We start from the raw sequence: 12,994 nt of genomic DNA on the forward strand, positions 1-12,994 counted from the left end.
TCCTCGAGGACGCGGTGGCTGCCCTGACGGCGAGGAACATACCCAGATCGAAGGTGGATGGGTACGTCCACTTGGTCGTCATACGGCCGCAACCACCCGTCCGCCAGCAGATCGAAAGGCTCGCCCGGCCGTAACACCTGACACTCCGCCTTCACCTCCTGAATGCGGCATGGCCGAAACTTGACCACAGCCGCTCTTCTGAGCGGGTGGCTCGCCAGATGAGTTTACTTCTCGAATCCAGCAGGGTGGCACTGAGTGCCACGCCTTCCAGAAGTGCACCCATGTTGAAATCGCTCATCTGAGCGTCACCCCGATCAAGGGTGGCGCGAATCACGCCCGTTTCGGACCCCGGATTTCAGGATCCGGACGCCTCGGGCAGTCGCTGGGCACCCCGGGGCCGACCTCTTCCAGGCTACGGGCGAAGGTCCGCCCCCGCGCGGGAACCATCGGCGGCGGGGGCCCCACCGGCACGGCGCAGCTCCAGGCCAACGGCGTGCGGTACGAGGAATGGCGGCAAGGCGGCAAGCGCGAGAGGCCCCACCGCTTACGGAACGCGAAAGGCCTCCCCCATACGGAACGAGGGAGGCCGTCTTCTCCGTACGCGATCAGCCGCCGGAGGTGTCCAGCTCCGCGTCGGCGCTGATGCCCGCGCAGTCGTACGGGTCCTTCAGCCAGCCGTCCGGCAGGACGACCCGGTTGTTGCCCGAGGTGCGGCCGCGCGGCCCGTCGGCGCCGTCCGGCCAGGGCTGGTCGAGGTCCAGCTCGTGCAGCTGGCTGCTCAGCTCCTCCAGCGAGGAGGTGATCGCCAGCTTCTTGCGCATCTCGGAGCCGACCGCGAAGCCCTTGAGATACCAGGCCACGTGCTTACGGAAGTCGATCACGCCACGGGCCTCGTCGCCGATCCACTCCCCCAGCAGCGTCGCGTGGCGCACCATGACGTCCGCCACCTCGCGCAGGGCGGGTGCGTGCCGGGCCTCGCGACCCTCCATGGCGCTCACCAGGTCGGCGAAGAGCCAGGGCCGCCCCAGGCAGCCGCGCCCGACGACGACTCCGTCGCAGCCGGTCTCCCGCATCATCCGCAGGGCGTCGTCCGCGCACCAGATGTCGCCGTTGCCGAGCACGGGGATCTCCGGCACGTGCTCCTTGAGCCGGGCGATGGCGTCCCAGTCGGCGGTGCCGCCGTAGTGCTGGGCGGTGGTGCGCCCGTGCAGGGCGACGGCGGTGACGCCCTCCTCGACGGCGATGCGGCCGGCGTCGAGGAAGGTGAGGTGGTCGTCGTCGATGCCCTTGCGCATCTTGATGGTGACGGGGAGGTCCCCGGCGTTGGACACGGCTTCCTTGAGGATGGCCCGCAGCAGGGGCCGCTTGTACGGGAGCGCGGAGCCGCCGCCCTTGCGGGTGACCTTGGGGACCGGGCAGCCGAAGTTCAGGTCGATGTGGTCGGCGAGATCCTCGTCGACGATCATCCGGACCGCCCTGCCGACAGTGACCGGGTCCACTCCGTACAGCTGGATCGAGCGCGGGGTCTCGGTCGCGTCGAAGTGGATGAGCTGCATGGTCTTCTCGTTGCGCTCGACCAGCGCCCGCGTGGTGATCATCTCGCTGACGAACAGCCCCTTGCCGCCGGAGAACTCCCGGCACAGCGTCCGGAACGGGGCGTTGGTGATGCCGGCCATCGGGGCCAGCACGACCGGCGGCCGCACGGTGTGCGGGCCGATGCGGAGCTGCGGGAGGGCGGGGGCGAGCGTGGTCATGGCTCCATTGTCGCGTACGCCGAAGAGGTGACCTCCTCGGCGGGGTGATCGTGACAAGGAGCGCCCCCACGCTCGACCGGGCGTGGGGGCCGGCGTGCGGCAGTCCCCGCGGTCAGAACGTCACCGCGTCGCGGATCAGCGGGCAGGTCATGCAGTGCCCGCCGCCCCGGCCCCGGCCCAGCTCCGCCCCGACGATGGTGATGACCTCCACCCCGGCCCGGCGCAGCAGCGCGTTGGTCTGGGTGTTGCGGTCGTAGGTGAAGACGACGCCGGGCTCCAGCGCCACCGCGTTGTTGCCGCTGTCCCACTGCTGGCGCTCCGAGGCGTAGACGTCGCCGCCCGTCTCGATCACCCTCAGCTGGGGAAGGCCCAGGGCGCGGGCCACGACCTCGGTGAACGGGGTGCTGCCCTCGTCGGTGATCTCGATACCGGGCGCCAGGTCGGACGGCCGCAGCGAGAAGGCGCGGACGCCGTCCATGATGCGCGGGTACAGCGTGACGATGTCCCGGTCCGCGAAGGTGAACACCGTGTCGAGGTGCATCGCCGAACGCAGCTTCGGCATCCCGGCGACGATCACGCGCTCGGCCGCCCCCTGCTCGAACAGGGCGGCCGCGACCTGCGTGATGGCCTGGCGGGAGGTCCGTTCGCTCATGCCCATGAGGACGACGCCGTTGCCGACGGGCATGATGTCCCCGCCCTCGAACGTGGCCTGGCCCCAGTCCTTCTCGGGGTCGCCCCACCAGACGGTGCTGCCCCGGAAGTCGGGGTGGAAGGTGTAGATCGCCTTCATCAGCAGGGTCTCGTCGCGCCGGGCGGACCAGTACAGCGGGTTCAGCGTCACTCCGCCGTAGAGCCAGCAGGTGGTGTCACGGGTGTACAGGGTGTTGGGCAGCGGAGGCATCAGGTACTCCCGCGCCCCGGCCCCCTCGCGGGCGAGCGCCACGTACCCCGAGCGGAACGCGTCGGGGAGGTCGGCGGTGGCGAGCCCGCCGATCAGGTACCCCGCGAGCTGCCGCGGGGTCAGGGTCTCCAGGAAGGCGCGGGTGTCGTCGATCAGGCCGAGGCCCACCTCGTTGGCGGTGATCTTCCGGTCCAGGAGCCACGACCGGGCCTCGGGCAGAGCCACCGTGGCGGCGAGCAGCTCGTGCAGTTCGACGACCTCCACGCCGCGCCCGGTGAGCTGGGCGACGAAGTCGGCGTGGTCGCGCTGGGCGTTCTCCACCCACATCACGTCGTCGAAGAGCAGGTCCCCGGAGTTGGTCGGGGTCAGCCGCCGGTGGGCCAGTCCGGGGGCGCAGACCAGGACCTTGCGCAGACGTCCCACCTCGGAGTGGACGCCGAGGGCGGAAACGGGGGTGGTGCTGTTCACGGTGGGCCTTTCACTCGGTGACGGCGGAGGGTGTGCGGGGTCGCGCGGTGACGGCGGAGGGTGTGCGGGGTCGCGCGGCGACGGCAGAGAGGACGTGCGGGGGGCTCCGAGCGAGGACGGGCGGGGCCGCTCAGAGCTCGATCCAGCCCGCGGCCAGTGCCACGACCCCGGCGATGGCGCCGGCGACCGAGACGGCGCAGATGACGGCCTCGCCCGGGGAGAAGAGCCTGCGCCCCTGTTCCCTGCGGGACTTGACGAAGAGGAAGGTGGCCGGGGCGTAGAGGACGAAGGAGACGAGGACGAACTTCAGCCCCGCCGCGTACAGCAGGAACGCGGTGTAGAGCGTGGCCACCACGGCGATCACCAGCTCACGCCGGGTACTGCGCCCCTCCACGTCGGACCGGCCTGGCCGCCGTGCGATCCGTACCGCGAAGGCGGCGGCCAGGAGGAAGGGGATCAGGCTGAGCGCGCTGGTCAGGTCGAGGGCGAAGTTGAAGGCGTCGTCGGAGAACAGCGTCACGACCAGTACGACCTGGCTCAGGCACGTGGTCATGAGCAGCGCGGCCTCGGGCACGTCCGCCCCGGTCGACCGCCCCAGGAAGCGGGGCATGTCCTTGTCCTTCGCGGCGACGAACAGGACTTCGGCGGCCATCAGCGTCCAGGCGAGGTAGGCGCCGAGCACGGAGACGATGAGGCCCACGCTGACGAAGACCTTGCCCCAGGTGCCGACCGCCGACTCCAGCACCTCGGCCATCGAGGGCTGCCGCAGCTCCGCGATCTCGGCCATCGGCAGCAGTCCGTAACTGACGATCGTGACGGAGGCGAAGACGGCGAACACGCTGAGGAATCCGAGGACGGTGGCCCGCCCCACGTCCTCGCGGCGCTTGGCGTGGCGCGAGTAGACGCTGGCCCCTTCGACGCCGAGGAAGACGAAGACCGTCGCGAGCATCGTGCCGCGGACCTGGTCGAAGAGGGAGCCCGCGTAGTCGGCGCCGCCGAAGTTGTCCGCGAAGACCGAGGCGTCGAAGTAGAACAGCGCCAGGATCACGAAGAAGAGGATGGGCACGATCTTGGCCACGGTGACGATCCGGTTGATCGCCGCGGCCTCCTTGACGCCCCGGCGGATCAGCAGGAAGAACCCCCACAGGCCGACCGAGGAGATCACCACCGCCGTCACGGTGTCGCCGTCGCCCAGTGCCGGCGCCACCGCGCCGACCGTCGACATGATGAGCACCCAGTAGGTGACGTTGCCGACGCAGGCGCTGGCCCAGTAGCCGAAGGCGGAGAAGAAGCCGAGGTACTCGCCGAAGCCCGCTTTCGCGTACGCGTAGACCCCGGCGTCCAGGTCGGGCCGGCGGACGGCGAGCGTCTGGAAGACGAAGGCGAGCATCAGCATGCCGGTCCCGGCGACGGCCCAGGCGATCAGCGCTCCCGCGACGCCGGTCTCCTGGGCGAAGCGTCGGGGCAGCGAGAACACCCCGGCGCCCACCATCGAGCCGACGACCATCGCGGTGAGCGTGAGGAGCGTCAGCTTCACCGCCGGGCGTGCTTCGGCCTGAGGTTCGGCGTGCGTCATGACGTTCCCCTGTCGATGCGGTCATCGGCCAACCAGGGAAAGCTAACAACTTTATGGGGCAATACATCCCATATCCTCACCGGCGGAGTGGTGCACCGAGCCTGCTCGCGAAGCTGAACACCGCAGGTGGCCCCGGCTCGTTCCGGGCGCGCTTCCGACCGGACACCCCCGCCGGAATCGCTCGCCGCCGCCGCAGGATTCCTCGACCGGGCCCATGAGAAAGACGTCAGCGGGCAGAAGCACTCTCACACTTTGGGAGGCTGTGATGAGACGTGACCGGATGGGACTGGCCGAGGTGCTGGCGGCGGCGGAGAGCGCGGCCCCGGTGGACTCGATCGATGTCGTGGCGCGCAATCTGCGCACCCGGTTCGGTGCGCGGTACGTGTCGTTCCTCTTCGTCGACGTGGTCGGCAGCCGCCTCCTGCGGGTCAACGACACGGCCGGCTCCTCCCAGGAGCACCGGACCGAGCGAGTCCCGCTGGCCGGCAGCGGCATCTACGACAAGGTCCTGCGTGCACAGAAGCCGGTGCTGGCGGAGGAGGGCGGGCTGGGGCAGCGCGTGCTCGCGCCCGTCACCAACCGCGGTGACACCATCGGCGTGCTGGAGCTGTACCTCGACGTCGCGACCGAGAGCGTGCTGGAGCAGGTCGAGGAGGCCGCGCACGCGCTGGCGTACATCATCGTCACCGACCGTCGCTTCACCGACCTCTACCACTGGGGAAACCGCACCACGACGGTCAGCCTGGCGGCGGAGATCCAGCGGCAGCTCCTGCCCTCGGCCCCCTCCTGCGAGGCGGCCGAGTTCGCCCTCGCCGGAGCCCTGGTCCCGGCCTCCGACATAGCCGGGGACACCTACGACTACAGCCTCGACCACGACACCCTGCATCTGTCCGTCACCGACGCCATGGGCCACGACGTCGACGCTTCCCTCACTGCCACCCTGGTCGTGAGCGCCTCCCGCGGAGCCCGCCGCGCCGGAGCGGACCTCGCCGAACAGGCCCGCCACATGCATGAGACCCTCCTCGACCACGGGCGCCACGCCTACGCCACCGGCCAGTTGCTCCGCATCGCCCTCGACGGAAGCGGCGCCCAGTTGGTCAACGCGGGGCACCCGGGGCCGCTCCGGTTGCGCGACGGCGCGGTCGAGGAAGTGGGTATGGCCGTCAACATGCCGTTCGGCTTCACCGCGCAGGGCTCCTACGAGGTACAGGACATCGACCTGCGCCCCGGCGACCGTCTCGTGCTGTTCACCGACGGAATGCAAGAACGCGAAGCGGAGACGGTCGACCTGCCCGGCCTCCTGCTGCGGACCGCGGCCGAGCATCCGCGGGAGGTTGTCCGCACCCTGGTCGCCGCGGTGGCCGATGCCTATGGCGGCCGGCCGCCGAAGGACGACGCCACCGCCCTGTGTCTGGACTGGCACGGCCCTCGCAGCGGGATCCGCCGGTCGGACGCCTGAGTTCGCACGCTCCTCAGGCGAGGCGGGAGGCTCCCCAGGCCGCCTCGATCATCCGGAAGATCTCGTCCACCGCGGCCTGCGGATCGGCCGCCTCACGGGCCAGCGCGTAGGCGTCGATCGCGAACCTCGCGATGGTCCGGCAGGCCGTCGACGTCTCCGGTACGCCGAGATCGGCGGCGATGGCGGCGGCCAGCGACTCCGCGTGGCGCAGCCGCATCGACTCCTCGTACTCCCGCAGGGAGGGCGACGACTCGATCATGTTCCGGACCGGGGCGGCCCCGGGGGCCCCGCAGTGGCGTACCAGGGCGTGGATCTCGCGGCGCAGCGCGGGAATCAGCGGCTCGTCCGGCGTCCGGTCGGCGACCGCCCGGACGAGGCCCTGCTCGAATCCCTGGTCCTGCTCGAACACCAGTGCCTCTTTCGAGGCGAAGTGGGAGAAGAGCGTGGTGACGGCCACGTCGGCCTCGGCCGCCACGTCACGGATGCCCACGGCGTCGTACCCGCGTTCCAGGAAGAGCCGCAGAGCGGTGTCGGCGATCTTCTGGCGGGTCGCGGCCTTCTTGCGCTCGCGACGCCCGGGGAGCTCGGTCATGCGCCGACACTAGCAAGCACAAAAACGTAACCGATGTGAAAAGCTAACGGTTAGTGCTACGTTCGACGCATGAAGAAAGTGAGCTTCGCCGCGTTCGGCGGCCCGGATGTCCTCCACCTCGTCGACGCCGAGGAGCCCCACGCGGGCCCCGGCCGGATACGCGTCCGCGTCCGCGCCGCCGGAGTGAACCCCGTCGACTGGCGCATCCGCGAAGGCCAGGTCCTCGGAGCCCATCCGGTCGAACTGCCGTCAGGAGTCGGCCTCGACGCCGCCGGAGTGGTGGACGAGGTGGGTGAGGGCGTCGAGGGAGTGGCGATCGGCGACCACGTGTTCGGCGAGGGCTCCGACACGTACGCCGAGTTCGCCGTGCTGTCGGCCTGGGCCCTGATGCCGGAGGACCTGACGTTCGAGGAGGCGGCCGGCTACCCGTCCGTGGTGGAGACCGCGCTGCGCGTCATCCGGGAGGTCGGAGTCCGCCCCGGACAGACACTGCTCGTCAACGGCGCGTCCGGCGGTGTCGGTTCGGCGGTGCTGCAGATCGCCCGGGACCGGGGCGTCACGGTCATCGGCACGGCGGGCGCCGCCAACCAGCAGTACCTGCGCGACTTGGGCGCGCTCGCCACGACGTACGGCGAGGGCTGGGTCGAGCGGGTGCGGCTGCTTGGCCGCGTCGACGCCGCGCTCGACCTGGCGGGCTCGGGCGTGCTCGCCGAACTGGTCGAACTGACCGGCGACCCAAGAAAGGTGGTCACCATCGCGGACCTGGACGCAGCAAAGTTCGACGTCCGATTCTCCGGCGTGGCGGGGAGCGTGCCGGACGCGCTGGCCGAGGCGGTGACGCTGATCTCACGCGGCCGACTGCACATCCCGGTGGAGAAGTCCTACCCGCTCACCGAGGCGGCCGCCGCGCACGTGGACAGCCGGGCGGGGCATACGCGGGGCCGCCGTGTCGTGATCGTCTGACCGGGAGGCGGGTCACGGCCCGTAGGGTACGCCGGGCACAGGGGCAGCCACCGGCGCGGGGACAGGGGACGGACGTGCTCGATTACGACGACGAGGCCCGGCACTACGACGCGTCCCGGGGTGGTGAACCGAGGGCCCGGGCCGCGGCGGACGCGGTGGAACGGCTCCTGCCGCAAGGGCCTTGCACCGTCCTGGACATCGCGTGCGGCACGGGCATCGTGACGGAACGGCTGCCGCGTGCGGGGCGGACGGTGGTGGGCGTCGACCGTTCACCCGGAATGCTGGGCCTCGCCGCGCGGCGGGTGCCGGGAGGAATCGTGCGGGGCGACGCCACGAGGCTGCCCGTCGTGTCGGACGCGGTGGACGCCGTCGTGATCATCTGGCTGCTGCATCTGCTGCCGGACCCCGTGCCCGTGCTGACCGAGGCGGCCCGGGTGCTGCGGCCCGGCGGGGTGCTGATCACCACCGTCGACAAGAACGACGCGTACTTCGCCGAGGACAGCGACGTCGCCGAGGTCACGGCGGACCTGCGCCGCCAGTACGCGCCCCAGGTGCCCGACCAATCCGCCCGGTTGCTCCGTTGGGCGGCGGAACAGGGCCTGGGAGCGGTCGGGCGGTCCCGGTTCCCCGGCACGGGACAGGGCCGCAGCCCTCGCGGCTGGCGCGAGGTGATCGAGGCGGGCCGCATCTCCTGGTGCACCCACGCGCCCCGGGACCAGGTGGCCCACGTGTGCCGGCGGCTGGCCGCGCTGCCGGACCAGGACTCGCCCCGCCCGGACCCGCTGTACCGTCTCATCGCCCTGAAGTCGTGACGCCACGGCAGCAGTTGGGAGCCACAGTGGTGACCGATGCCCCCGCACCGCCGGGTGACGGGGCGTGGGAAACTCGACCATGCCTGTGACCAACCCGTGGCTGGCCGGCCCCTCACCCGAGAAGCGGCTCGATCGCGATCGGCTGGAAGAACGCATCCTCAACCTGCTGTCGACGCAGAACATGTGCGTGCTCGCGACCGCGGGCCCGGCAGGGCCCCTGGCGACGCCGGTGCGGTACTTCCCCCTCGACTTCGCGGTGATGTTCAGCACGGCGCCCGGTTCCCCGAAGATGAGGAACCTCGCCGCCGACCCCCGGGTGTCGGTGGGAATCTTCGCCCCGCTGGCCGGACAGGCCAGCAGCCGGGGGGCCCAGCTCTTCGGGCGGGCTCGCGTCCTGTCCGAGGACGACCCCGACTTCGCGCACTACTGGCCGGCCTTCCGCTGGCAGTCCGACCATGTCGAGCGGTCACGTTCTCTCGACGAACCCCCGTCGGGCCCTCTCGTCGTGATCGACGCGGAGCGGATCGTCTATACGGAGCACTGGCTGCGGCGCGAGGGCTTCGCACCGCGCCAGTTCTGGTCCAAGACGGTCCGGTAGCCCGGCGCTTGCGTCAGAAGACGGACAGCCCGGTCAGCGTGGTGAAGCGGGCGAGGGCCGACACGCCCGCCACCGAGTTGCCGCGCCGGTCGAGCCCCGGGCTCCATACGCACAGAGTGCACTCACCGGGCACGATGGCGATGATGCCCCCGCCGACGCCGCTCTTGCCCGGCAGCCCCACCCGGTAGGCGAACTCTCCGGCCGCGTCGTACGTCCCGCAGGTGAGCATGACCGCGTTGACCTGCTTGGCCTGGCTGCGGGTCAGCAGCGTGGACCCGTCCGCCCGGATCCCGCGCCGGGCCAGGAACCCCGCGGAGAGGGCCAGGTCCGCGCAGGACGCCTCGATCGAGCACTGGCGGAAGTAGGCGGCGAGCAGTTCGGGGACCGGGAGCGTGATGTTGCCGTAGGAGGCCATGAAGTGGGCCAGCGCGGCGTTGCGGTCGCCGAAGGCCGCTTCGGAGGCGGCGACCTCCGGTACGAAGTCGATGGCGGCATTGCCGCTCTCCGAGCGCAGCAGCTCCCTCACCTGGCCGGCGGCGTCCCCGGTCAGCGCCTGGAGCCGGTCGGTCACCACGAGGGCTCCGGCGTTGATGAACGGGTTGCGGGGGATGCCGTTCTCGTACTCCAGTTGCACCAGGGAGTTGAACGGGTTGCCCGAGGGCTCCCGGCCGACTCCCCGCCATATCTGCTCGCCGTCCAGGGAGAGCGCCAGGGCCAGGGCGAACACCTTGGATATGGACTGGGTCGAGAACGGCTGCTGCCAGTCGCCGACGCCGTAGACGGTTCCGTCCGGCTCCGCGACGGCCATGCCGAAGCGCCGGGGGTCGGCGCCGGCGAGCATCGGGATGTAGTCGGCGGGGGTGCCGTGGTCAGCGAGCGCGCCCATCTCCTCGGCGATACGGCTGATGACGTCGCTGAAGCGGTGCGCTTCGGCGCGTGGAGCTGCACTGCTCGCCCGGGGGGCGGCGGAGGGGTGGGACACGGCGATTCCTGACGGAGAGAGGAGCGAGAGGGCCTGGCGGGCGGAGCCTAAGCGGGACAGCCCTTAGTCTGGCCCGCCCACCCGGGCGTCCAGGAATCGCCCCGCACCGTGGGGCCCCGGGACGACTGCCCGGTCCGGCTCTCCTCCCGCCCCCTCTGCGCCGCGCGGAAGCGTTCCACCCCGCGGCGACTCCCGCGCCCACACCCTCCTCTCAGGGCAGGCGGGCTGCGCATGGACGGGCTGCCTGTCGCGGAAGAGAGCCATGGGGACGCCGAGGCTCTGCTCGTCCTCGACGGCCGGCTGGAGCTGGAGGTGGACGGCATGCCGGTGTCGGTGGGGGCGGGCGAGCTGTTCATGGTGCCGGCGGGGGCCGCACACACGGTCCGCCCCAGGAGCCGGGGCACGTTGGTGATCGTGGAATGGTCAGTCCCTGTGAATGATGGCTTTGAGCGATCAGGTGGTGGTCACTGATCCGCGAGGAGGCCGGGCAGTCTGCGCATGTCGTCGAAGACGACGGTGCCGGGTCCTTCGAGTCGGTCCACGGGAGTCATTCCCCCGTCGTAGGCGAATGCGCGCATGCCTGCGGCTCTGGCAGCCTGGAGACCGTACTGGCTGTCCTCGACCACGGCGCATGCCTCGGGCGCGACCCCCATCTGTCGCGCGGCGTGGAGGAACAGATCCGGAGCCGGTTTGCCGTGCTCGATCTCGGTGGCGCTGAAGATGCGTCCTTCGAAGCGCGGGTAGAGGCCGGTGATCCCCAGGGTGAAGCGCATCTTGTCGTGGCTCCCGCTGGATGCCACGCAGGTGGGGAGGTGCGCGAGCGCATCGAGGGCGTCGACGATGCCCTCGACGGGGGTGAGTTCAGCGGCGAGCGCATCGTGGTAGAGGGGCTTGAACTCTTCCTCCCAGTCGGCCGGCAGGCTGCGCCCGAGGTGCTCCTCCATCTGCCGCGTCATCGACTGGCTGGAGCGGCCCATGAACCGGTCGATGATCTCGGCTTCGGTGAGTTCCCATCCCAACTCGGCCAGGACGAATGCGTCCACGCGCACCGCGATGCGTTCGCTGTCGACCAGCACGCCGTCGCAGTCGAATATGACGAGTTCGATCGGTTGGATCATGCCCGCAGGATAGACGGGCCGTCCCCGTCACGCGGCAGCACAGCAGACCGCCCCACCACGCTCCGGCGCTCAGCCGCAGAGCAACTCCGGCTCGGGGCGGGCGCCGTCGTTGCCCTTCAGGAGGCGTGCTGCTTGTCGGGTCGCCAGAACGCGATCGGGTCTGTGTGAGCGGCGGCATCCTCACGATGGCCCGGGTTCTTCACCGATGCTCCGCTTCGAATGCCTGGGCGACGGCCAAGCTGTCCTCGTACACATGGTGCCGGGTGACGAGGCCGTCCGCGACGGTGAGGTGCAGAGCGAACCGCGCCCGGTAGGCGTGTCCGGTGGGCCGGGCGGTCTGACGGATCACGCCAAACACGACCGCGTCGCTTCCGTCGACAAGGATGCGCTCGACCTCGGTCGCCACCTCCTCCGGCACGTGGTACTCGGCAAGCTCGCGGTAGTGGGCAGCCGCGTCGGCCCGGGTGGACCGGTGGCGGATCCACGGTGTGGCACTACGGCCGTGCTCGGCCTCCGGCCAGGAGAGCTTCCAATCACCCTGCTCGGCATACATCTCGGCGATGCGCTCGGGGTTGCCCTCGCCGATTCTGCGCAGCAACTCCTCAATCACCGTGCGCGTGCTCGTAGACGTGGCTGTGGACATGACCGACCTCTCCGTCCGGTCCGCGTCCTGCGACGCGGAGAGATCGCCAACCCTGCCAGCGCGGTCACACCAAGGCGATTACCTCGGAAGTAGGGTGAGCGGATTACCCAGTTCCACTTGCTTGCGCACTGAGGGCGGAGACGACTTCGAGGGAATCCCGGCCCGCGAGGAATCCGCTTGGCCGACCACCGCGACCGCTGCTACGTTCCAGGAAGCCGTGCTGGAGAACGAGGAGGTGGTACCCGTGAACGCTGTATCGACATGGGTGCTCCCCTCCGGGGTCACGGTCGGGCGGTAGGTCGTCCGGGAGCGCCGTTCATGAGCCTCCCGAAAGGCACGACCATGCATTTCACCTCTGAACAGCGTCTCGACGGCGGAGTCCTCGAACGCGCATTCAGCTTCGGCGACATCCCCGGCATCCTGTGGACGCCCGCATCCGCGTCCGCGCCGACGCCGCTGATCCTGATCGGCCACCCCCCGCTCGGACTGCGCAGGATGTATACCCGACTGGCGGGGCGGGCCCGTCACTACGCGGCGGAGTACGGATTCGCCGCGGCCACCATCGAGCTTCCCGGGAGCGGCGAACGACCCCGTTGGGCCGCCGCCGAACAGGCCCGCGCCGACCTGCGCCGGGCGATGGAGGCGGGCGAGCCGGTCGGCGGCGAGATCGTCGACGCCCTCATCCTGCCGCTGGTCGACAAGGCGGTCCCGGAATGGCAGGCCGTCCTGGACGCCCTCCTGGCACTGCCCGGGATCGGCGGGCCGGTCGGGTACGAGGGAGGGGTGATCTCCATCGGCGTCCGCCTCGCGAGGGTGGAGCCGCGCATCGTGGCCGCCGGGCTCTTCGCCGGGAGTCTCGTGCCCGCCGCCATGTTCGAGGAGGCCAGCCGGGTCACCATTCCGCTGCACGTCCTGCTCCAGTGGGACGACGAGGGGAACGACCGGCAGGCGGCCCTGGACCTCTTCGACGCCTTCGGCTCCACGGAGAAGACCCTGCACGCCAACCTCGGCGGGCACACGGGTGTCCCGCAGTTCGAGCTGGACACCGGGGCCCGGTTCTTCGCCCGGCACCTGAACAGGACGGCACACCGGACGTAGGCTCCCCACCTCGTCCGGGGGGTCTCCCCA

General features: G+C 70.6%; 14 protein-coding genes. 6 read left to right on the forward strand and 8 right to left on the reverse strand.

What is annotated here, in order from left to right; all coding sequences use genetic code 11:
• Window positions 1–151: 151 nt before the first annotated feature.
• The 4 genes from ACIQRW_RS18285 to ACIQRW_RS18300 all read right to left on the reverse strand — a co-directional run bounded on the left by ACIQRW_RS18285 (window position 152) and on the right by ACIQRW_RS18300 (window position 4,699).
• On the reverse strand, window positions 152–298 hold the full coding sequence (locus ACIQRW_RS18285; RefSeq protein WP_403761114.1) for a hypothetical protein: 147 nt from the start codon (window positions 296–298) through the stop codon (window positions 152–154).
• A gap of 307 nt (window positions 299–605) precedes the next feature.
• Entirely contained in the window at window positions 606–1,754 is a 1,149-nt protein-coding gene (gene dusB / locus ACIQRW_RS18290; RefSeq protein ID WP_403761117.1) for a tRNA dihydrouridine synthase DusB, read from the reverse strand.
• A 112-nt stretch (window positions 1,755–1,866) separates the two neighbouring features.
• Window positions 1,867–3,123, reverse strand: a complete 1,257-nt coding sequence (locus ACIQRW_RS18295; RefSeq protein WP_403761119.1) for an arginine deiminase — start codon at window positions 3,121–3,123, stop codon at window positions 1,867–1,869.
• A gap of 130 nt (window positions 3,124–3,253) precedes the next feature.
• Entirely contained in the window at window positions 3,254–4,699 is a 1,446-nt protein-coding gene (locus ACIQRW_RS18300; RefSeq protein WP_403761121.1) for a basic amino acid/polyamine antiporter, read from the reverse strand.
• A 265-nt stretch (window positions 4,700–4,964) separates the two neighbouring features.
• Between ACIQRW_RS18300 and ACIQRW_RS18305 the strand changes: the two genes are divergently transcribed.
• Window positions 4,965–6,158: a PP2C family protein-serine/threonine phosphatase gene (locus ACIQRW_RS18305; protein WP_403761124.1), complete on the forward strand. Its 1,194-nt coding sequence runs from the start codon at window positions 4,965–4,967 to the stop codon at window positions 6,156–6,158.
• Window positions 6,159–6,171: 13 nt separating this feature from the next.
• Here the strand turns inward: ACIQRW_RS18305 and ACIQRW_RS18310 are convergent, their stop codons facing one another.
• On the reverse strand, window positions 6,172–6,750 hold the full coding sequence (locus ACIQRW_RS18310) for a TetR/AcrR family transcriptional regulator (protein WP_403761126.1): 579 nt from the start codon (window positions 6,748–6,750) through the stop codon (window positions 6,172–6,174).
• A gap of 69 nt (window positions 6,751–6,819) precedes the next feature.
• On the opposite strand from ACIQRW_RS18310, the gene ACIQRW_RS18315 reads away from it, so the two are divergent.
• The 3 genes from ACIQRW_RS18315 to ACIQRW_RS18325 all read left to right on the forward strand — a co-directional run bounded on the left by ACIQRW_RS18315 (window position 6,820) and on the right by ACIQRW_RS18325 (window position 9,123).
• Window positions 6,820–7,713, forward strand: coding sequence for an NADP-dependent oxidoreductase (locus ACIQRW_RS18315; RefSeq protein WP_403761128.1), 894 nt, complete (start codon window positions 6,820–6,822; stop codon window positions 7,711–7,713).
• 74 nt (window positions 7,714–7,787) lie between these two features.
• A complete protein-coding gene (locus ACIQRW_RS18320) occupies window positions 7,788–8,525 on the forward strand; it encodes a class I SAM-dependent methyltransferase (protein WP_403761131.1) in 738 nt (245 codons plus the stop codon).
• Window positions 8,526–8,604: 79 nt separating this feature from the next.
• The gene (locus ACIQRW_RS18325; RefSeq protein WP_403761134.1) at window positions 8,605–9,123 is read left to right on the forward strand and encodes a pyridoxamine 5'-phosphate oxidase family protein; all 519 of its coding nucleotides are present in this window, start codon (window positions 8,605–8,607) and stop codon (window positions 9,121–9,123) included.
• A 13-nt stretch (window positions 9,124–9,136) separates the two neighbouring features.
• Here ACIQRW_RS18325 and ACIQRW_RS18330 read toward each other — a convergent pair whose 3' ends face one another.
• Window positions 9,137–10,105, reverse strand: a complete 969-nt coding sequence (locus tag ACIQRW_RS18330; RefSeq protein WP_403761137.1) for a glutaminase — start codon at window positions 10,103–10,105, stop codon at window positions 9,137–9,139.
• Between the two features lie 231 nt (window positions 10,106–10,336).
• Here ACIQRW_RS18330 and ACIQRW_RS18335 point away from each other — a divergent pair, with 231 nt between their 5' ends.
• On the forward strand, window positions 10,337–10,576 hold the full coding sequence (locus tag ACIQRW_RS18335) for a cupin domain-containing protein (protein ID WP_403761140.1): 240 nt from the start codon (window positions 10,337–10,339) through the stop codon (window positions 10,574–10,576).
• Here ACIQRW_RS18335 and ACIQRW_RS18340 read toward each other — a convergent pair.
• Window positions 10,570–11,223 (reverse strand): HAD family hydrolase, encoded by a 654-nt coding sequence (locus ACIQRW_RS18340; RefSeq protein WP_403761143.1) that lies wholly within the window; start codon window positions 11,221–11,223, stop codon window positions 10,570–10,572. The two genes, ACIQRW_RS18335 and ACIQRW_RS18340, sit on opposite strands and share 7 nt — an antisense overlap.
• A gap of 199 nt (window positions 11,224–11,422) precedes the next feature.
• On the reverse strand, window positions 11,423–11,866 hold the full coding sequence (locus tag ACIQRW_RS18345; RefSeq protein ID WP_403761146.1) for a nuclear transport factor 2 family protein: 444 nt from the start codon (window positions 11,864–11,866) through the stop codon (window positions 11,423–11,425).
• Window positions 11,867–12,208: 342 nt separating this feature from the next.
• On the opposite strand from ACIQRW_RS18345, the gene ACIQRW_RS18350 reads away from it, so the two are divergent.
• A complete protein-coding gene (locus tag ACIQRW_RS18350; protein WP_403761149.1) occupies window positions 12,209–12,964 on the forward strand; it encodes an alpha/beta hydrolase in 756 nt (251 codons plus the stop codon).
• Window positions 12,965–12,994: the final 30 nt, after the last annotated feature.

The sequence above is a fragment of the Streptomyces sp. NPDC091287 genome (assembly GCF_044768525.1).
GTDB lineage: Bacteria > Actinomycetota > Actinomycetes > Streptomycetales > Streptomycetaceae > Streptomyces.